This is a genomic window from Clostridium sp. NSJ-145 (genome assembly GCF_021044725.1).
Classification (GTDB): Bacteria; Bacillota; Clostridia; order Clostridiales; family Clostridiaceae; genus Clostridium; species Clostridium disporicum_B.
Map to the genome: position 1 here is coordinate 43,805 of NZ_JAJNOS010000017.1, position 20,755 is coordinate 64,559.

Annotated in this window: 17 protein-coding genes; 4 read left to right on the forward strand and 13 right to left on the reverse strand. The window is 28.5% G+C overall.

Features of this window, described 5'->3' with window-relative positions; genetic code table 11:
- Window positions 1-248 precede the first annotated feature (248 nt).
- Together LQE93_RS14220 and LQE93_RS14225 are read left to right on the forward strand one after the other, a co-directional pair.
- The gene (locus tag LQE93_RS14220; protein ID WP_231074154.1) at window positions 249-821 is read left to right on the forward strand and encodes a hypothetical protein; all 573 of its coding nucleotides are present in this window, start codon (window positions 249-251) and stop codon (window positions 819-821) included.
- Between the two features lie 151 nt (window positions 822-972).
- Entirely contained in the window at window positions 973-1,365 is a 393-nt protein-coding gene (locus LQE93_RS14225; RefSeq protein WP_231074156.1) for a prepilin-type N-terminal cleavage/methylation domain-containing protein, read from the forward strand.
- An 84-nt stretch (window positions 1,366-1,449) separates the two neighbouring features.
- Here LQE93_RS14225 and LQE93_RS14230 read toward each other — a convergent pair whose 3' ends face one another.
- The 4 genes from LQE93_RS14230 to LQE93_RS14245 all read right to left on the reverse strand — a co-directional run bounded on the left by LQE93_RS14230 (window position 1,450) and on the right by LQE93_RS14245 (window position 4,736).
- Window positions 1,450-1,983, reverse strand: coding sequence for a hypothetical protein (locus LQE93_RS14230; RefSeq protein WP_186837619.1), 534 nt, complete (start codon window positions 1,981-1,983; stop codon window positions 1,450-1,452).
- Between the two features lie 57 nt (window positions 1,984-2,040).
- Entirely contained in the window at window positions 2,041-2,667 is a 627-nt protein-coding gene (locus tag LQE93_RS14235; protein ID WP_231074157.1) for a hypothetical protein, read from the reverse strand.
- On the reverse strand, window positions 2,651-3,205 hold the full coding sequence (locus LQE93_RS14240) for a signal peptidase I (protein ID WP_186837617.1): 555 nt from the start codon (window positions 3,203-3,205) through the stop codon (window positions 2,651-2,653). The genes LQE93_RS14235 and LQE93_RS14240 overlap by 17 nt, the downstream gene beginning before the upstream one ends.
- Window positions 3,206-3,440: 235 nt before the next feature.
- The gene (locus tag LQE93_RS14245) at window positions 3,441-4,736 is read right to left on the reverse strand and encodes a M18 family aminopeptidase (RefSeq protein WP_186837616.1); all 1,296 of its coding nucleotides are present in this window, start codon (window positions 4,734-4,736) and stop codon (window positions 3,441-3,443) included.
- Window positions 4,737-5,023: 287 nt separating this feature from the next.
- Here LQE93_RS14245 and LQE93_RS14250 point away from each other — a divergent pair, with 287 nt between their 5' ends.
- The gene (locus LQE93_RS14250) at window positions 5,024-6,202 is read left to right on the forward strand and encodes a cation diffusion facilitator family transporter (RefSeq protein WP_231074159.1); all 1,179 of its coding nucleotides are present in this window, start codon (window positions 5,024-5,026) and stop codon (window positions 6,200-6,202) included.
- A gap of 304 nt (window positions 6,203-6,506) precedes the next feature.
- On the opposite strand, the gene LQE93_RS14255 is transcribed toward LQE93_RS14250, so the two are convergent.
- The 5 genes from LQE93_RS14255 to LQE93_RS14275 all read right to left on the reverse strand — a co-directional run bounded on the left by LQE93_RS14255 (window position 6,507) and on the right by LQE93_RS14275 (window position 12,090).
- Window positions 6,507-6,608, reverse strand: coding sequence for a putative holin-like toxin (locus tag LQE93_RS14255; RefSeq protein ID WP_231074160.1), 102 nt, complete (start codon window positions 6,606-6,608; stop codon window positions 6,507-6,509).
- Window positions 6,609-6,727: 119 nt separating this feature from the next.
- Window positions 6,728-9,466: a tetratricopeptide repeat protein gene (locus LQE93_RS14260; protein ID WP_231074162.1), complete on the reverse strand. Its 2,739-nt coding sequence runs from the start codon at window positions 9,464-9,466 to the stop codon at window positions 6,728-6,730.
- Between the two features lie 324 nt (window positions 9,467-9,790).
- Window positions 9,791-10,513 (reverse strand): amino acid ABC transporter ATP-binding protein, encoded by a 723-nt coding sequence (locus LQE93_RS14265; RefSeq protein WP_055266046.1) that lies wholly within the window; start codon window positions 10,511-10,513, stop codon window positions 9,791-9,793.
- Window positions 10,500-11,162, reverse strand: a complete 663-nt coding sequence (locus LQE93_RS14270) for an amino acid ABC transporter permease (protein WP_055266044.1) — start codon at window positions 11,160-11,162, stop codon at window positions 10,500-10,502. Before LQE93_RS14270 ends, LQE93_RS14265 begins: the two co-directional genes overlap by 14 nt.
- A gap of 103 nt (window positions 11,163-11,265) precedes the next feature.
- Complete coding sequence (locus tag LQE93_RS14275) at window positions 11,266-12,090, reverse strand: transporter substrate-binding domain-containing protein (protein WP_055266042.1); 825 nt, start codon at window positions 12,088-12,090, stop codon at window positions 11,266-11,268.
- 317 nt (window positions 12,091-12,407) lie between these two features.
- On the opposite strand from LQE93_RS14275, the gene LQE93_RS14280 reads away from it, so the two are divergent.
- Window positions 12,408-13,490 carry a PRK06851 family protein gene (locus LQE93_RS14280; protein WP_231074163.1) on the forward strand — a complete coding sequence of 361 codons (1,083 nt, stop codon included), beginning with the start codon at window positions 12,408-12,410 and terminating at the stop codon, window positions 13,488-13,490.
- A 240-nt stretch (window positions 13,491-13,730) separates the two neighbouring features.
- On the opposite strand, the gene LQE93_RS14285 is transcribed toward LQE93_RS14280, so the two are convergent.
- The 4 genes from LQE93_RS14285 to ftsH all read right to left on the reverse strand — a co-directional run bounded on the left by LQE93_RS14285 (window position 13,731) and on the right by ftsH (window position 20,755).
- Window positions 13,731-15,041, reverse strand: a complete 1,311-nt coding sequence (locus LQE93_RS14285) for a PTS sugar transporter subunit IIC (RefSeq protein ID WP_055266039.1) — start codon at window positions 15,039-15,041, stop codon at window positions 13,731-13,733.
- A gap of 337 nt (window positions 15,042-15,378) precedes the next feature.
- Window positions 15,379-16,086, reverse strand: coding sequence for a GntR family transcriptional regulator (locus LQE93_RS14290; protein WP_207731812.1), 708 nt, complete (start codon window positions 16,084-16,086; stop codon window positions 15,379-15,381).
- A gap of 281 nt (window positions 16,087-16,367) precedes the next feature.
- Complete coding sequence (locus LQE93_RS14295) at window positions 16,368-18,464, reverse strand: HelD family protein (RefSeq protein ID WP_231074165.1); 2,097 nt, start codon at window positions 18,462-18,464, stop codon at window positions 16,368-16,370.
- A gap of 230 nt (window positions 18,465-18,694) precedes the next feature.
- Window positions 18,695-20,755: an ATP-dependent zinc metalloprotease FtsH gene (gene ftsH, locus LQE93_RS14300; RefSeq protein ID WP_442870540.1), complete on the reverse strand. Its 2,061-nt coding sequence runs from the start codon at window positions 20,753-20,755 to the stop codon at window positions 18,695-18,697.

The following is a 20,755-nucleotide window of genomic DNA, read 5'->3' on the forward strand; positions in this document are numbered from 1 at the left end:
CTTTTGAACCATCACCTAATATATAAGGCTTATTAATAATTTAATAATATAAAGATGGAATTATGCCCTAACATAATATTAGGTCTGTGTCCCAACTCTATGATGTGAAATCAAAGTTCTAGAAGTAGTTTTTCTACTTCTTACTATTGTTCTAACCACTTTTTTGTCCTATTATTCTAAACTTTTATTATTTTTTTTATTTATGTTATAATTACCTTGTACCTATTTTATACTTTGGAGGAAATGTAATGAAAAAAAGGATTTTATCAATAATTTTAATATCAGCATTATCAATCTCTTTATTTGTTGGTTGTGGAAACAACAATGATAATAATAATATTCAAAATTCTAATCAAGAACAGCACGAACAACAACCAGAAGATGATAAAAAAGACGATGAAATTTCTTCAGATGATAAAAATGTCGAATCAAATGTAGTTGTTGAAGAAATTACTGAAGAAAAAATAGAAGAAAAATTTACTGAAATTATGGACTACTTATATACAAAAGATTACTCCAATGAAGAACAATCTATTGAAGCTGAGAATTACATAAAAGAAAACTTTACACCAGAAGGTGCTGAAAACATGATAAATAAGATAATATCTTATGGCGAAAAAGTTTCTTATTCTGATTTACTTATCACATTAGTAAAAAATATAGAAAATAATGATTCTAGATATGAATCAATGTACGAAATAAGATACAATGTGTCTGTAACTATAGGTAAACCTAGTATTTATTCTGACGTAATTGCTAAAGTTGTAGTAGATAAAGACGGTAAGATATTCATCGAAAGCATAAATGATTTTGAATTTTAATAAGCTACCATTGGTAGCTTATTTTTTTACCAAAATAAAAGACTATTGTCTAAAATCTGTAAATATCTTACTTCAGATTTAATTAATTTGAATATTTATCCATAAATATGTTCATAATTTTTAGATAAGCAAATATATTTGGAGGATATTCATGATAAAGAATAACAAATCTAAATCCCACTCTAAAAAGCGAGCCTTTACATTAATAGAATTAGTAGTTGTTATAGCTATAGTTGCAGTATTAGCTGCTGCCTTTACCCCTAAATTATCGGGTTATATGGATGAAGCTAGAAAAGTTGTAGTTTTAGATCAAGCAAAAAGAGTATTAACAGCCTATGAAAACCTAAATCTAAAATTCAATACACTAACAGAAAAAGATTATATAGAATCAGTCGTAAGTTTATCTGGAAGCCCTGTAACTTTATCCGAAATTACTAAAATTCCATCAAAATTTACTATTGAAGATTGCAGAAATTTACTTAATACCGAAAAATATGACTTTACTATGACCAACGGAATAGTTACAACAATAAATTCTAGATAATAATATAAGAGTTACTTACTAAATTATTAGTTCGTAACTCTTATTAAAATTCTATATATTATTTATACAAAAAACTTTTTATATCTATATTTCCTTCGCTTTTACTTCCATTGAGTTAATTTTAACTCCTTCTCCACCACAAAATCCGCTAATATTAATAAAAATCTTATTATTTTTAGAATATTTTCTTCCCTCTAGCCGTTTTTCATATAATATAGTCTTACTATTATAATCTTTTATAATAAGATTACATACAATTGTTTCATCCCCATTTAGCTCTATTTCTCCTATTAATATTAATTTTTCACTATCAATAACTATATCATTATCATCTTTGAGATACATTACATTCTGAAGATTTGAACCATTATTATTAGTTAATCTAGTGAATATATTACTTTTATCATCTTCCTTAACTTTATAAAATTGATACGTAAAATTATTGCTATTGTCTTCATTTAATGTATCTCTAATACCAACTGTAAGATTAAATCCATTTCCTTTGCTATTATTTAACTCATCTAATATCTCTATTTCTGCATCAAAATATAATTTTTGACTTTTCAAATCAAGATTTTCATTTCCTAATGCAACCCATGCCCTAGTTCCAACTATCAAAGAAGAATCTTTTATATAAACTTTTTTAATATTTTCTATAGATTGATCATATATCTTTCAATCATGTATATAACCTGTATTTCCAAAATCACTTTTATAAAATACTATTTCTTTGTTTTCATCACTTGTGCTTGGTGGTATAGTATCATCAACTAATACTTGTTTAGCTTTAATATCATAAGTATATCTAGCAATATTATCTAATATATCATTCTCATATATTTCTATATCATCATCTGTAATCCATTCTATTTTAGCTGAAACAACCTTTTCATTATTAGGATTTACTATAGTTGTATAGTGATTTTTTGATTCTGTTTGATTCACCCCCTCTATGGTTAATGTCAAATACTTTATTAAGTCTTTAGCTCCTTCACTTGTTGACTTGTCTTTATTATTATTTTCACTCTTTTCACTTAAACTAATAGTAAATTCAACTGGATAATCATTATCATTTTTTAATTTTATAGTATCTGCCGATAATACATCTCCAGGCTTAATTTCAGCTTCTGATACAAATTCACTATCTGCGCTTACTTCAAAAGTTGCTACACTTACCTTCTTATTTACTATCTCAAATTTCTTTGTAAATCTAGCTAAGCTTTCGAAACTTAAGCTACCTCCTATAATAAAACATAATAAAATTATGAAAAGCGATGCTGTCTTTTTATCTATTTTCTTCATACTGTTCCTCCTGTTTTATATTTTTTTCTTTACCTATATTTAAATAAATAAGATACATTAATAATAAAATTCCTACTTTTATCATTGGATTCATATACTTAAAATAATCTAAAACATATCCAAGCATAGGTATTTTAAATACATATTTACCAACAATATTTTCACTCATTATAGAAATATCATCTTCCACATTATTTCCATCGCCTTTAGTTATAAACATTATCTCTTCGTACTGATTATTGATAATCCCTGATACTCTATGAGTAATTATTATATTTCCTTCTACAAAAGTTATTATGTCTCCTACTTTAATATCATCACTCTTTACTTTTTTTGCTACTAAATAATCTCCAGCATTAATAGTTGGTTCCATACTTCCTGTACTTATTGTAAATCCATACACCCCTAAAATATTAGGTATGACTTCTTCTCCTTTATAAACATTATAAGAAGATATTAAATATGATATTGCACATATTAATACAAAACTCCATACTGTATTACTAATTTTTATCCTTAAATTAAATACACTACTCACCTCATTATTATCCATTTTTTGTAATTACGTCTTGATTCTATCCTATCAAAACAATTTTATTCATCATTATTTTACTTTTTTATCTTTTTTTGTTTTTTGTTGTAAAATAAAAAAGAGAGTTTTAATCTCTCCTAATAATCATCAAAATTATCCAAAAAATAAAGCCAGCATATTGCTGGCTTAAAATTTCCTAAATTATAAGTTTAATCCTTACTTTTCAACTGTTCCATCTTAATTAAATGCTAAAGAATTCTGTAAATGCTTTAACTGTATAGTAGTTATCTTTAACAGCTGCTAACTCTCTTATAGAGTGCATTCCTAAAACTGGTGCTCCCATATCAATTACAGGAATGTTTAATAAAGCTGATGTTATTGGTCCTATAGTACTTCCACCTCTAACGTCTGATCTATTAACAAATTTTTGGAATGGAACATTTGCTGCTTCACAAACTGATGCAAATACTGCTCCATTAAAGCTATCTGTGCTATAGCTTCCTGATGCAGCTATCTTAAGAACAGGTCCATTTCCTAATACAGGTCTATTTGTTGGATCATGTTTATCTCCTAAGTTTGGATGTACTGCATGTGAAAGGTCTGCAGAAATCATTATTGAATTTGATAACGCTCTGTAATAGCTTTCTGTATCTTTTCCTAATCCTAATATTATTCTTTCTAAAAGATTATTTAGTATAGAAGATGCAGCACCTTGAGCTGTTCTGCTTCCTATCTCTTCATTATCTATACATACCATAACTTTAGTTGCATCTATTTCCTTACTATCTATTAAAGCTTTAACTCCTGCAAATACCATCCATAAGTCATCAAATCTACCAGAAGATATAAGCTCTTCATTCATTCCTATTAATGATCCTTTTTCGTACTCATATAATCCAAGTTCAAAGTTTAAGATATCACTCTTATCAACATTAAGCTCTTGCGCTAAAATGTTCATTAAATAGTCTTCTCTTTCTAGCTTGTCATTTATAAGTCCTAATAAAGGTAATGTATCTACTTGTGCATTATATTTATAACCATTGTTTACTTCTCTATTCATATGTATAGCTAAGCTTGGGATTATTAATAACGGTTTATTTATATTAACTAATCTTATTTCTGGTTTTAATGGAGATGAACCTTTTACTGCAACTTTCCCAGCAATCCCTAATGGTCTATCATACCAAGTACTTAATATCGGTCCTCCATAAACTTCTGTGTTTAACTTTACATATGTATTTTCAGAAATCATTTGTGGATTTGGCTTTATTCTAAAACCTGGTACATCTGTATGTGCTCCTATAAGTCTAAATCCTGACTCTTCTATATTTTCATTTCCAACTTCAAAAGCTATAAGTGCAGAATCATTTTTTACAACATAATGTTTATCACCTTTTTTAAGGTTCCATTTATCTGCTTCCTTTATTTCAGTAAATCCAGCTACGTTTAACATAGCTTTTACAGATTCTACTCCATGAGATGCTGATGGACTATTATATAAAAATTCTATAAGTTCTTTTGCTAATACTTTTTCCATGTAATTCTCTCCCTTTTTGCTTTATTGCGTATACTTTATAATATATCCTATTTTCATATTTTTCTCAATAAGATATGCTTATTGACTTTTGTTTTTGGATAAATTAGGATATAGAATATAAGAGAATCCTTGTTAATATATTTAGTATAAATATATTTATACTCTAACTTCTAGCTATCAAATTACTCAAGCTTTTAGTTAGCTTCAAATTACCAAATAAGGGCTTTTGATTTTGAACTAATATTTATTTTAGTTAATGCAAAAAATATTTCTGAGGTGTTTTTAATATGATAACAAATTACCTAATTAAAACATTCGTCAAGGATAATGAAAAAGTCGATAATATCAAAGTTAGAAATGCTTACGGTAACTTAGCTGGTGCTGTAGGTATATTAGTTAATGTATTATTATTTGCAATAAAGTTATCCGTTGGCCTTTTAGCTGGATCAGTAGCTGTAATGGCTGATGCCTTTAATAATCTATCTGATGCAGCTTCTTCTATCATAACTATAATTGGATTTAAAATGGCTAATAAACCTGCTGATGCAGAACACCCTTTTGGACATGGTCGTATAGAGTATATCTCTGCTTTAATAGTGTCATTTTTAGTTATGTTAGTAGGATTACAATTTATTAAAAGTTCTTTTGAAAGAATAACTAATCCTTCTATTGTAAAATTTGAAGTTATACCATTTTTACTTCTTCTTGTATCTATATTCTTTAAATTGTGGCTTTCTAAATTTAATAAAACCGTAGGACACAAAATAAATTCTTCAGCTTTAAAAGCTGCTGCTACTGATGCTTTAGGAGATGTATTTACTTCAAGTACAGTTGTTATTTCATTTTTATTAGCAAAATTTACTCAATTCCCTCTTGATGGATATATAGGAGTATTTGTTGCTTGTGCTATTATATATTCTGGATACGGACTTATAAAGGAAACTTTAAATCCTCTTCTTGGAGAAGCTCCAGATCCAGTGTTAGTTAATAATATCTCAGATATGGTAATGTCTTATGAAAATATTAATGGTATTCATGATTTAGTAGTACACAACTATGGTCCTGGAAGAATTATGGCATCAATTCATGCTGAAATACCTTCTGACATTGATGTTATGACTATACATCATATAATTGATACTGCTGAAAGAGAGATTTCAAAAAAGTTAAATATATACTTAGTAATACACATGGATCCTATTTGTGTGGACACTGATGAAATTATTGATGCTCGTAAAATTGTTGAAGATGTATTAAAAACATATCCAGCAGTTAAATCGCTTCATGATTTTAGAGTTGTTGGAGAAAATGATATTAAAAATTTAATTTTTGATATAGTAGTAAATCCTACAGATTTAAATGATTGCTTTACTAAAGAAAAGCTTTCTCAATTTATAGAACGAGATATTAAAAAGCTACACCCGCAATTTAATTGCATAATAACAGTAGATTTAGAACTAATATAATAAATTTCTTCAGGTATAAAAATCAGTATGTTCAATTTAAAAGTTTGTTCAAAAAAGTAAAAAAATTAATATATAAAAAAAATTATTTGCCACATTAAATTTGATATTGAATTTTATGTTTATTTTATTAAAATTTGATAATAATAATAATAATAATAATAAATTATATAAATTTTGCATAAAATAAAGAATCTAACATACTGTTATATGTTAGATTCCTATAATATAACTTTAGTTGTTTAAGACAACTGGTATCACATATAGTTATAAAAAACTAGTAGCGTCCAATTGTGAGGTGGGGCTACTATTTTTTTGTAAATTTATCTATCAAGCCTATTATTAATTCTAAGAAGGCTATAAAAAATAAACCACATTGTAATAGTATAGTTAAAGCTTCATTCGTCATTAGTATCACCTCCTCATAAAAAGGAAATACATTATTTATGTATAAGTGATACCAGTAGCCCACATCAACTATTAAGTTATACTTTTTAAATTATTGCACTTTAATCTAATTTCTAAACCTTATTTAACTATTGCATATATCATTATTATAATCAGCATAAATACTGAAACTATAGTAATTACATTAAGCGTTTCTTGCCTTGACAGCTTTTTTTTATGCTTTTGTTTAGGCCTTGTAATATTATAAAAGATAGCTTGTTTTTTTAATTCATAGTAATTCTTATCATCTGTTTTATCTCTGATATCATACCATTCTAATAAGTCATTTATAGCTTCATACATACCCTTATCAATCATATCTCTTAAATCTTTTACAACTCTCATCTCTTCTTCCGTTACAATTGAATTTTCTTCTTTTTTCTTTAATATATCTTTTAAATAAACGTAGTTACATTTCTTTATTCCAAGATCCTTACCTGCCATTGCTGATTTAAAGTATTCTTCGTATTTTTTATCTTTATATAGATTATTATTATATAAATATAATGCTAAGTTTCCGTAACAATCTGAGTTTCCAAGATCTATTCCTTCCATATAAGTGTCTATTATTTCATCTTGAGACATATTAGTAATTAATTGTTTTTCTGCTAAAATGCATTTAAGATTATTAGCTGTTCCTTTATCAATATCCTCTATTTCTTTTATTATCTCATTTGCTCTCTTTTCATCTTTTTCTACACCTATCCCAGCTAAACAATAATAAGCAAGCTTACACTTACCTTTTAACGCATCTAGTTCTATAAGTTTAAATACATATTTTAATGCTTTAATATCACTTTTACTATTTCCAAACCCTAATTCATATATCTCTATAAGACTTTCTATAGCTTCAATATCATTGTGCTCTGCTGCTTTTGTATATAATTTTATAGATTCATTTATATCTTGAGGTAAAAACTTACCTATCTTATACCAAGAAGCAAGCTTAACTATAGCTTTTATATAATCTCTATCAGCAGCCATCTTATAATATGAATAAGCTTTTTCTAAATTCTTTTCTACTACGATACCATTTTCGTATATATAGCCATATTGAAAAGATGATCCAACTACTCCATTAGCAAACCCAAACTCTAAATATTCTAGTAGTTTCTTTTCATTTATATCTTTACCATCCTTTTTATCTGCTAACATTAGAAATGCTAAATACTCTGCTGCAAATTGGGACTTTAGCTCATAAGCCTCTTCTAATAATTTCTTAACTATCCTTGTAGTGTCTTCTCCAAATTTATTAACTCTAAGATATGCTATAGCCATCATATACATAGCATGTGCAGCCTTATTCTCTGCAGCTATCTCTATATATTTTATGGCCTTTTCTGTATCTCTCTTTACTAATTCTCCATTGTAATACATTATTCCTAATCTCTGTATACATTTTAAATCCCCTTCTCTACTTCCCATATCGTATAGTTCTATAGCTTCATCAATCAAGTTTTCATCTTCATATATTTTGCCTACTTTAAAGAATATATTTCTATTTCCACATTCTATACTTCTATTGTATAAATCTAAAGCTTTAGTTACATCCTTATCTACATATAATCCTGAATAATACATATCTGCTAAAGACTCTATACAATCTGTATCATAAGCTTCATATCCCTTTTTTAAGTAATAATATGCTTTTTCATAATTTACTTCATAACATATTCCTTCTAAATAAGATTTTCCTACAATATAATAAGCATCCTCATAATCATTTTCTGCTGCCCTTTCTACCCAATAATATGCTCTAACTATATTCCTTTCACAACCTTCTCCTGTTTTATACATATACGATAAAGCATGTTGTGCTGCTGGTAAATTTTCCTCTGCAGCTTTCTTATACCACTTAAAAGCAAACTCTAAATTCTTGTCTACACCATATCCGTTATAATACATTCTTCCTAATTGATAATAAGCTGGACTATACTCACTTTCTGAGCTCTTTCCAAAGCATATTAATGCTTTCTGATAATCCCTAGCTACTCCTGTTCCATTTAGATATAAACATCCTAATGAATATTGAGCAAAAGAATTACCTTTAGCTGCAGCTCTCCTATACCACTTATTAGCTAAATCATAATTTCTTTCAACAGACAATCCCCTTTCATAAAACAAACCTAGATAAGCTTCTGCTACTTCGCTATCATATTTAGCTGCTTCTATAAAATTCTTAAAAGCTTCCTTATTATTTTTTTGTACTCCTCTTCCTAAATAATAATTTTCACCAGCTTCAACTAACTTTGAAACTTTTTCTTTTACTTCATCAGAATCTATATCTTCCATATTTGCCGCATCTTCATATAAAACTAATCTCTTCTCTTCATCTTTATCGTCAATAATATTGCTTTCTTTGTTATTTAAATATTGTTTAAATATATTTTTTTCCTCTTCATTTAATCCGCTTAATATAAGAGAATAATTTTCTTCACCACATTTTACAGCTACAAAAACTAATATTTCATATAGTCTATCTTTGTATTTGTCTATAAACCCCTCAAACCATTCAGTTTCATCTTCGTCATTTTTACACTGATAACAAATATTTATCTGTGATAAGACTAATATAATATTTCTGTAAATCTTTCCAGGTAGTATTCCCTTATTATATAATCTAGTTATATTTTCATTTAACCCTACTTTATCATCATACAAAATCTTATTTTTTTCATAAATAAGTAAAATAATATACTCTACTATACTCTTAAAATGAATTATTATATCTTTTCCTTTATAATCGAAGATATTATTAACTTCAGTGTATAACTTTCTAAATTCTATCTTCAAAAAATCCAAATTAAGTCTATTTTCCATCTTGCCTCCTAAGCACTCTTAATATCTATTACTATTTTATTAGTAAGCAAGTTTATATATGATTATTTGTCTACTTTGTAGCAACGAAAAGTGGACTATTTCCAAGTGAAAATTGAACTATGTTCTGGGTAAAATCTGACTGCATCATAGTGAAAACATTGCTTTGCAATAATGAAAACGTACTTCTTATCTTTTGCACCAGCAAAACTTTTAATATCAGCAAAGTTGACCTTTCACCTTTATCTTTAAGAAAAACTTTTCCCCCTAGCAAAGCTGACTTTTCACTTTTTGCACAGCAAAACAAAAAGAGCCTCTCGGCTCTTTTTAAATAATTTTTGATAAAAAGTCTATTGTTCTTGGATTCTTTGGATTATTAAATATTTCTTGAGGGGAACCTTCTTCAACTATCTTTCCATTATCCATGAACAATATTCTATCTCCAACTTCCCTTGCAAATCCCATTTCATGTGTTACCACAACCATAGTCATTCCTTCTTTTGCAAGGTCTTTCATAACTGACAAAACTTCTCCAACCATTTCTGGGTCTAGCGCTGATGTTGGTTCATCAAAAAGCATAACATCTGGCTCCATACAAAGCGCTCTTGCTATTGCTATTCTTTGCTTTTGCCCACCTGAAAGTGATGCTGGATATGCATCTGCCTTATCTACTAGTCCAACTTTTCCTAATAAGTCATATGCTTTCTTCTTTGCATCTTCTTCACTTATTTTTTTTACCATAACAGGCGCTATAATTAAATTTTCTAACACTGTCTTATGAGGGAATAAATTAAATTGTTGAAAAACCATTCCCATCTTTTCTCTTATTTTATTTATATCAATCTTTCTATCTGTTATATTAGTTCCCTCAAATATTATTTCTCCACTTGTAGGAACTTCTAATAAATTTAAACACCTTAAAAAAGTACTTTTTCCTGAACCTGAAGGTCCTATTATTACAACTACTTCGCCTTTTTCTATGTTATCATCGATGCCTTTTAGTACTTCATTTTGATTAAAACTCTTATGAAGATTTTTAATTTGAATCACTTACCTTCAACCTCCTCTCGATGTATTTTATAAGTCTACCTAATGAGAATGTCATTATAAAATAAAATACCGCTGACATTATTAAAGTTTCTGTCTTATTAAAACTTCTTGTACTAACAACATTTGCTGCATACATAAGCTCTGCTACTCCTAAAGTTGAAGCCATTGAAGACTCTTTAATTATTGCAACAAATTCATTACCTATAGCAGGTAATATGTTTTTTATAGCTTGTGGTATAACTATCAATCTCATAGCCATACTTTCACTCATGCCTAGACTTCTTGCTGCTTCCATTTGTCCTTTATCAACCGCTTCAATACCAGCTCTTATAAGCTCAGAAACATATGCAGCTGAATTTAATGACAATGCTATTATAACTGCAAATAATTCATTTATTTTAAGAACATTACTCAAACCGAAATAAACTATAAAAATTTGTAATAGTAACGGTGTTCCCCTAACTATTTCTATATAAGCTGATGCTATAAATTTTAATAATTTAATCTTTGAACGTTTTAAAAATGTTAATATAGTTCCGAATACTACCCCTAATACAACTGAAGCAAGTGATATTGTTAAAGTCCACTTTGCCCCTTGAAAAAAATAAACCATCTGTCCATTGGTTATAAAATCAAAATCCCAATTCATCCTATCCACCTACTTTTCTTAGTTAGAAATTAAGAGTTAAAAGTTAATAGTCATTAATTAAACTATCATAAACTATTAACTTTTCTCTGTTAACCCTTAACTACTATTCCACTTGGTTTTTAACTTGTTCTACTGCTTTTTGAACAAATTCATCTATCTTTCCTTCATCCATTAATTTTTTTAATGTTGAATTAACTTGCTCAACTAATTCTGGTGAATCCTTTGGCATACCAATAGCTGATCCCCCTTCAGAATCTTCTATTATTTCTTCTCCAACAACTAAGTCTGTGTTAGTAGTTGTTGCTAAGTTCGCAACTGGAGCCTCAATAATTAATGCATCAATATTTCCATTTTTAAGTTCAAGTATTAAAGTGTTAACATCAGATAATAGTTTCACACTTGCTCCTTCAATTCCTTCAGCTATCTCAGCTTGAATAGATCCCATTTGAGCTCCTATTTTTTTACCTTCTAAATCAGCTAAAGTTTTGTAAGTATCTTTATTAGATGCTTGTATTAAAAATGCTTGCTCTGCTTTATAATATATGTCTGAAAAATCTACTGCTTTTTTTCTATCTGGTTTAGGAGTCATTCCTGATATAGTCATATCAATTTTTCCCAATTGAACAGCCTCACATAATGAATCAAAGTTCATTTCTTTAAGCTCTAATTCTACTCCAATATCATCAGCTATAGCTTGTGCTATATCAACATCAAATCCAATTATCTTATCTTCACCATCTATTAAGGCATGATACTCGTAAGGTGCATAATCAGCACTCATACCTACAACTAATTTTCCACTTTCTTTTATTTCTGTAAGTTTGTCTTTAACTTCTCCTGTAGATTTACTACTACATCCAACAGCCATAATTCCAATTACCCCAACAATAACAACTGCCATTATTTTTTTTATTAATGATTTTTTCATATTTAATCCCCCTTTTTATTTCTGAAATGTCTTTTTAACTCTTGCATAATTATACATCATAAAATCATATTTATGCAAGAGTTTTTTTAAACATTTTTTCCCTTTTTATAATTTCAAGCTAATTACATAACTATAAACAAGTAAAAATGCTTGTTTATATCAATTCTTAAAGATACCTTTTTTACAGTATTTATATCTATATGCATAAACTTTCACCAATTATTCATATGTATTTTCATTTTTTATTCTCTTTAAAGTCTACATTTATAGGTTGCTTGAATAAAATATATTATTAAAATTTTATTAGGAGTGATCAAATGGATAATTTGAAAGGGAGACACTTTTTTCCTGGAGGCAATACATCAAAAGGATTTTACTCTTTTTATAGATATATTCTAAGTCAAGATGATGCCAAGCGTATTTTATGTCTTAAGGGTGGCCCTGGCACAGGTAAATCTTCTTTGATGAAAAAAGTAGGAGATTATTTTTTTAACAAAGGCTATACAATCGAATATCATCATTGTTCCTCTGACAATAATTCTTTAGATGGAATAGTAATAAAAGAATTAGGTGTAGCATTAATTGATGGCACATCTCCACACATAGTTGATCCAATAACTCCAGGAGCTGTAGATGAAATATTAAATATGGGTGATGCACTAGATATGGATATGCTGTCAAAGCATAAAAGAGACATTTTATGTATAAACAGAGATATAAGCAAATGTTACAAAAGAGCTTATAGATATCTTGCTGCTGCAAGGTCTATTCATGATGATTGGAGTAATCTTAATTATGAATCTCTAGATTCTAATAAAATATCTGTATTAATAGAAACATTAAAAAATGATATTTTTAGAACAGATATATCTGGCTATGGTGGAGAGCGTAGACTTTTTGCAACAGCTATAACTCCTAACGGTATAATTACTTTTGCAGATAATTTATCTAATGGATATAAAAACATATATGTTCTGACTGGTGGACCAGGTATGGGAAAAACAGATATATTAAAATACTTAGGTACTTCTGGACAAAAGAAAGGATATTATGTTGAATATATGTATGATCCATTTATTCCTGAGCGTATTGAGCATATATTCATTCCTGAAATATCAACATGTGTCTTAACCAACAATGAAATTAACCGAGCAAATTATTCCGGAATAAATTATTATCTAAAAGACTATACAAAACCTAATTCACTTGCTTCTAAAGCTTCAGAAATAGAATATAATAGTAAAATCTTCTATGAATTACTTGATAAAGCTATTTCTCTAATTAGTAATTCTCATGCTCTACATGATGATTTAGAAGAATTCTATATAAAAGCTATGAATTTTGATGTTGTTAATACCATGTATGAAAACGTAATTAAAAAAATAGAAAAATACGAGTAAGCTTACTTCGTAAAGGTGAAAGATTACCTGAGGTAAGATGAAAGGTTTTGCTTTTGCAAAATGGGAAATATCGCTATGCTGAGGTGATGATTTTCTACACAAAGATTATGGTCAACTCCATTGAAGTGATAGTTTATCTTTGCCAATAATATTGTTTATTATACAAAAATGCCTTCGGCCAAAATAATCCGAAGGCATTTCTTTTTTATATCTCAAATATTTCTATTAATAAATACTTTTTTATTCAGCGTATTTCTTCGCTTCCATTCTTTCTGCTGCATATACAAAAGGTAAGTAAATTACTATTGATATAATTATATTAACTAACGCTAATATTGCACCTGAAATATGACCTGTAGCTAAGAATCCTGATATTATTGGTGGTGTAGTCCATGGCATTGATGCAACAATTACTGGACTTACTAAACCTGATTTTATTGATAAATATGAAACTATAGTAGTAACAACTGGTGCTATTATAAATGGTATACCGTATATTGGATTTAAAACTATTGGTAATCCAAATATAACTGGTTCATTTATGTTGAATATTGCTGGTGCTGTACCTAAAGCAAGCATATCTTTTCTGCTTCTACCTGCTATAGCTATAGCTACTAATAAACCTATTATTAATCCTGCTCCACCCATGTGAACAAAGGCATCGAAGAAAGGACCTGCTAATGTGTGTAATGGCTCACTAGAACCTGTTGCCATTATTTGTGCATTATCTGCACCTAACTTAGTTAATAAAGTACTTGTTATTGGTAAAGCAATGTTTGAACCGTGTAATCCAACAAACCATAATCCATGGATAAATAATGTTATTGCAATAGCTCCACCTAATGAATCTGTAACTCCTGATAGAGGAATTCCTACATATTTGTTTATTAAATCTGTTAAGAATGCACCATCTGCAACTGTTCTTACTATTAAACCAATTACTGCAAATATAAGAACTGTTAACATACCTGGTATAAGCTTAGCAAATGATCTACTAACTGCTGGAGGAACTGCATCTGGCATTTTGATAACTAATGCTTTAACTTTTCCTAATTTAACAAATAATTCTGTTGCTAAAAGTCCAACTATAATTGCTGTAAATAATGCTGTTGTTCCTAAATAAGAAATTTGCATGAATCCCCAACCAACTACTGCTTCTGTAGCTCCTTCTGGAGTAATTGAAGCAACTTGTGGTGCTAAGAAGAAGAATATTGCTGTTGCAATCATTGCTGCTTGTAAACCATTTTCTTCATATGATTTAGCTAAATTGTAAGCAACACCAATAACTAATAATAGCGCCATTATTGCTAGTGTTCCCCACCAAATATCTCCATTTATAGTCTTTATTTGTTGACCAAATGTATTTTCTGCTAAGAAATTTGATAAAGCCTTGAAAGGCATGTTGTTAATAAGTGTTGCAAAAGATCCGATTATAGTTAAAGGAATCATAGCTATAAATGCATCTCTTACTGCTACTAGATGTCTTTGCGCACCTAATTTAGTTGCATATGGAAGTATATATTTGTCCATAAACGCCGTAAATTTTTCCATTTAATCCACCCCGTTTTTAAAATTTTAATTTTCACTTGTATTATTCATTTTTCTAAATGTGTATTCGTTTTCTACACTTCGTGTATATATTACAACAATTGTATAGACATTTCAAGTGCTTTTTATAAACTTTATTTAATAAATAATATTTTTCCTTATTTCCAAAAAAATTATTTTGGTAATTTTATTATTATAAGTTATTAATTCCTAATTTAAATCAAAAAAATATACCAAACTATACATTTTTATCTAGATTTACCAATAGATCAATCTAAATAAAATATATAATCTAATATATTTTAAAACTATTTTAAATTTAATTTTTAATATTAACTTATTAGCTTTCTACAAGAGCATTTAATGTTAATTTATATCCATAATGATAAGTATGTGAATATTCAAAAGCTTCTCCATTTTGTAATATCCCAACCTGTTCTATATGCAATATCGGAGCTTCAGAATCTAACTCAAGCAAATTAATAAGCTCTGCATTTGAAATTATAGCTTCAATTGTACGATTTGCTTTATATATATTATAATTATTATCTCTAATATAATTGTACAAAGATATACAATCATCTTTTTTTAAGTTAGGAAACATCTTCACAGGCATATAAGTTATCATATATGATACCGGTTCGCCATTAGCATATCGTACTCTTTTTATCTCCCAAACATTTTCGCCTTTTTCTATATTTAATCTCTCTTTTATAGTATCATCAGCTTCTATGACAAGTAAACTTATAAGTTTAGTTGTTACTTCATATCCTTTTCTCAACATTTCTTTTGTGAAGCTTTCCATCGCTCCCATATTATCAGAAACTTTATTTCCTAAAACTATACTTCCTATTCCTCTTTTTCTAATAATATATCCTTGTTTAACTAAATTATTAAAAGCTGACCTTACTGTCATTCTCGTTACGTTAAATTCTTCACTTAATTGATTTTCCGACGGTAATAATTCACCTGGTTTTATTTTCTCTGAGTCTATTAACTCCCTTAAATATTTTTCTATTTTAATATATATTGGTTCATTAATTTTCATTGTTCTTAACTAAACTCCTTTTAAAACGATTACTTTGTATTGTATTGAATTGTATATATATTTATTATCATTGTATAATACTATATTACCATAAAATTTATAAATTACAGTATTTCACATTATATTTTAAAATAAATTTCACAATATTTCACTCTTAACAAACTAAGATATATATTAAATTTAAAAGGTGTTTCTTAATATTGATAAATTCCTTCTAATAATAGCTATAAAAACACTACTAAAAAGTTTATATCAACTGAAACACCTTTTTTATAATTCAATTATTTTTTAAAATTAATTACATTCAATCTATGAAGTGCTCTAGTACACATAATATATTTAACTAGGCTATCTGTTTCATCATCTAGATTTACTACTATAACTCCATCAAATTCTAAACCTTTTGCATAATATGATGGAATTATTACTCTTCCACCTCTGTATATTAAATCCTCTCTATCAAAAGAAAGAATCTTCGTAAATTTCTTTAATTCTGGAGCTATTTCTTTCAATTCTTTCTTACCTTTAACTATTATAGCTACATTTTCATAGTTTTCATCTTCATAAGATTCAAGAGTCTCTAATAAAGTATCTATTAAATCTTCCTTATCCTTTATATCAATTTCTTCAACATCATATTTACCTTCTCTAACAAATGGCACAATAGCATGTTCATCAAGTAATTTATTTGCATATTGCATAATTTGATAAGTTGATCTATAACTCTTATTAAGTTCAAAATACTTTGTAAATCCACCAAAAAGTGATTTTAAGTTAAGCATTGCAGCCTCTTCTGTAGCTTTAATTAATCTTTGATTTGCATCTCCAACTATAGTATAACTTCTACACCCAGTTAGTTCTTTTAAAACTATAAATTGAAGCATGTTATAATCTTGAGCCTCATCAATAACTATATGCTTTATTTCACTCTTGCACTTCTTACCATCAAGCTTAATCATTAGATATAGTATCGGTGCTAAATCTAAGTAAGATAAAGTTTCAATATCCATAATCTCTTTATAAATATCCACGATATTCTTATGATCTATCCAAGCAGCTAATTCAGCCTTTGCTTTCATAACTTCTCTTACTATTTCTCTTACTCTAATTCTTCTAGTAAATTCAATATTATTTTGTTCAATTAATAGTTCATCTTCTGAAAGACTTGCAAGTTTTTCTTTAACTTCTGCATTAAGCTCCCTTACTTTTTCATCTCTCTTATCCTTTATCTTGGATATAAGAACTCTCTCTATTTTTTTACTTCTTCTAAATAAAGGCATATATTTATAATGCTTTTCAAATAATTCTTTTATTTCTTCTACTCCTACTATTTCTTCACCGAAATAAGTTACTGGTTTAATTTTAAAATAACTTTCTTCAAATTCACTACATTTTTTATCTAAAAAGTCAATATACTCTTGTGATGATTTATATTTTATCTCATCAATGACTTCGGTATTTCCTCTTAATGCCTTTTCTAAATACTCAGTAAAATCTACAACATATTCTTGTAGCCCAATTTCACTCATAGCAAAATTAACAAATGTTTGTTGTCTTACTCCACCTTCCCCTAAAGTAGGAAGAACTTCTCCAATATAGTCTATGAAAATATCATTTGGTCCTAAGATAAGAACTTTATCTCCTAATTGTTCTCTAAAATTATATAGCAAATAAGCTACTCTATGAAGAGCTATAGTAGTCTTTCCTGAACCTGCAACCCCATTAACTACAACAACCTTTTGCCTATCTTCTCTTATAATTTCATCTTGTTCCTGTTGAATACTCATTACTATATCTTTAAGCTTTTCTCCTGTATTTGAAGAAAGTATCATTTGAAGTATCTCATCTTTAACATCTACGTCTGAATCAAAGAATCCTTGAAGAACTCCCTTTTTAATCATTATCTGTCTTCTAGATAAAATATCTACTGGTACTTCTCCATTTGGAGACTTATAACTAGTTTCACCTAAAGTTCCTTTATAAAATAAAGATGATACAGGTGCTCTCCAGTCAACTACAACTGGTTCAAACTCACCTTCTCTATTTAATCCATATCTCCCAATATAAATTGTTTCTTGAATACCATCATCAGCAAAAGAAACCTTTCCAAAGTAAGGATTTTCTTTAAGCTTAGTGTACTCTGCTAATTTTTTATCTATAGTCTTATAAGACTCTTCCTTAACATACTTTTCATGGTCGAAGTACTCAATTAACTTATCTTCGTCATCTCTATGTTCTTCTATAAATTTCTTTCTATATTCAAGTATATACTCAGCTATACCTTTTCTCTTTTCTATATAATTAAGAATTTCATGGTTTAATACCTTAAGAGTATAATCTAAATTTTGCTCTTCTTGTAAAAACTCAAACTTATTCATTAAAAACCTCCTGTTTATCTCTATTTATCAAATGGCAGCATGTAATATCACTACATTTACATAATTATAGAGATATTATCTTTTATCCTGTTAAGTTAAACATGCCTGACGGCAGAGTTATAATCTCTTGCTGTCAGGCAATATTAATCTATGCCAATGGCATACATTTCTCCTGGCGAAAGCCAATATTTATCACGCTTTAGCGTATATTTCTCTTTTTCTTTAGCGAATTATTTTGTTTCTTCGTCATCTACAGTAACAGTTGCTTCATCAAGTTCAGTGCCTTCAATTTCAGCATCATCATTAACTACATTAGATTGCTCTTCTATTACTTCAGCAGTTAATTCATCTTTAGCAATTATTTCTTCTACTAAAGTATTATTATCTGCTTCTACTGCGATTTCATTATCTTCTTTTTTATCCTTTTTTAATTCAGGATATTTTTCATGAACGAACTTCATAAATTCGTCTCCGTATATAGTTTCTTTTTCTAGTAAATATTCAGAAATTTTATCTAATAAATCTCTATTTTCTCTTAATAAAGTTCTTGCCTTTTCGTGACATTCTCTTATTATTTTTAATATTTCCTTATCTACTAAAGTTGAAGTTTCTTCACTACAATTTCTTACTGCTCTTCCATCTAAGTATCTATTTTGAATTGATTCTAATGCCATCATATCAAATGATTCTGTCATACCATAAACAGTTACCATGCTTCTAGCAGTTTGACTTGCTCTTTCAATATCATTAGATGCTCCTGTAGAAATAAGATTAAATACTTCTTCTTCAGCAGCTCTTCCTCCAAGCATAACTGTTATTTGATTTAATAATTCTTCTTTAGATACTAGGTATTTTTCCTCTTCAGGTAATTGCATTGTATAACCTAAAGCTCCCATCGTTCTTGGCACTATAGTAATCTTATGTACTGGATCAGTTCCTTCTAAAAGTCCAGCAACAAGCGCATGACCAACTTCATGGAATGCTACTATCTTTCTTTCTTGAGCTGAAAGTATTCTATCCTTCTTTTCCTTACCAGCAATTATAACTTCAACAGCCTCTTGTAAGTCTTCTTGAATTACTTCATCTCTTTTATGCTTAACAGCTCTTAAAGCAGCTTCATTAACTATATTTGCAAGGTCAGCCCCTACAGCTCCTGGAGTACCCTTAGCTATTTCATCTAAGTTTACATCTGGTGCCATCTTAACATCTTTTGAATGAACTCTTAATATAGCTTTTCTTCCTATTAAGTCAGGTCTGTCAACAATAACTCTTCTATCAAATCTACCTGGTCTTAAAAGAGCTTTATCTAATATTTCTGGTCTATTTGTTGCTCCTAAGATAACTATACCTTTAGAAGTATCAAATCCGTCCATTTCTGTTAGTAATTGATTAAGAGTTTGTTCTCTTTCATCATTACTTTGCATTTGATTATCTCTACTCTTACCTATAGAATCTATCTCGTCTATGAATATTATACAAGGAGCATTCTTTTCTGCTTCTTTGAATAAATCTCTAACCTTAGCTGCCCCCATACCAACAAACATTTCAACAAAGTTTGAGCCTGATACAGTTAAGAATGGAACCTTAGCTTCTCCTGCAACAGCTTTCGCAAGTAAAGTTTTACCTGTTCCTGGAGGCCCTACTAATAAAGCTCCTTTAGGTAATTTTGCTCCTATCTCAGTATATCTCTTCGGATTATTTAAAAAGTCTATTATTTCTGTTAATGACTCTTTAGCTTCATCTTGACCTGCAACATCATCAAAAGTAATCTTTATATCATTTTCCATATATATTTTAGCATTACTTTTACCCATTCCCATTGGGCCACCGCCCATTTTTTTACCCATCTTATTAAAGATGAATCTAACAATAAAGAACATTAATACAAATGGTAAAACATTTATTATTATGAAATCCATTATAGCTGAATTTTGTTTAACTATTTCTGGGTAGAAATCAACCCCATTTTCAGTTAATAAGTTTATTAACTCTGGATTATCTACATTACCAGTATAAAGAACTTTACCTTTATATTCACTAGTATCTTTAGGTACTATTACTAAGGCAGTTCCTTCTGTACTAACTCTTTCTATTTCCTTATTTTCAACTAACTGAATAAATTCATTATAAGATATTTGAGTAGTTGTTAACATGTCTTTTGCTGTACTAAATGAGTACAAGAATAAGAATGCTATAACTGCATATATTATAAGAAATTTATTATTCTTTTTCTTTGGTGCATTATTATTGTTATTATTCATATTATTTTTATTTGGTCCATTTTCACTCAT

What these genes read in the sequence shown, in the direction of transcription:
- LQE93_RS14220 (WP_231074154.1), top strand. Translation starts at nt 249, where the DNA reads ATGAAAAAAAGGATTTTATCAATAATTTTAATATCAGCATTATCAATC.
- LQE93_RS14225 (WP_231074156.1), top strand. Translation starts at nt 973, where the DNA reads ATGATAAAGAATAACAAATCTAAATCCCACTCTAAAAAGCGAGCCTTT.
- LQE93_RS14235 (WP_231074157.1), bottom strand. Translation starts at nt 2,667, where the DNA reads ATGAAGAAAATAGATAAAAAGACAGCATCGCTTTTCATAATTTTATTA.
- LQE93_RS14245 (WP_186837616.1), bottom strand. Translation starts at nt 4,736, where the DNA reads ATGGAAAAAGTATTAGCAAAAGAACTTATAGAATTTTTATATAATAGT.
- LQE93_RS14250 (WP_231074159.1), top strand. Translation starts at nt 5,024, where the DNA reads ATGATAACAAATTACCTAATTAAAACATTCGTCAAGGATAATGAAAAA.
- LQE93_RS14255 (WP_231074160.1), bottom strand. Translation starts at nt 6,608, where the DNA reads ATGACGAATGAAGCTTTAACTATACTATTACAATGTGGTTTATTTTTT.
- LQE93_RS14260 (WP_231074162.1), bottom strand. Translation starts at nt 9,466, where the DNA reads ATGGAAAATAGACTTAATTTGGATTTTTTGAAGATAGAATTTAGAAAG.
- LQE93_RS14270 (WP_055266044.1), bottom strand. Translation starts at nt 11,162, where the DNA reads ATGAATTGGGATTTTGATTTTATAACCAATGGACAGATGGTTTATTTT.
- LQE93_RS14275 (WP_055266042.1), bottom strand. Translation starts at nt 12,090, where the DNA reads ATGAAAAAATCATTAATAAAAAAAATAATGGCAGTTGTTATTGTTGGG.
- LQE93_RS14280 (WP_231074163.1), top strand. Translation starts at nt 12,408, where the DNA reads ATGGATAATTTGAAAGGGAGACACTTTTTTCCTGGAGGCAATACATCA.
- LQE93_RS14285 (WP_055266039.1), bottom strand. Translation starts at nt 15,041, where the DNA reads ATGGAAAAATTTACGGCGTTTATGGACAAATATATACTTCCATATGCA.
- LQE93_RS14290 (WP_207731812.1), bottom strand. Translation starts at nt 16,086, where the DNA reads ATGAAAATTAATGAACCAATATATATTAAAATAGAAAAATATTTAAGG.
- LQE93_RS14295 (WP_231074165.1), bottom strand. Translation starts at nt 18,464, where the DNA reads ATGAATAAGTTTGAGTTTTTACAAGAAGAGCAAAATTTAGATTATACT.
- ftsH (WP_442870540.1), bottom strand. Translation starts at nt 20,755, where the DNA reads ATGAGTGAAAATGGACCAAATAAAAATAATATGAATAATAACAATAAT.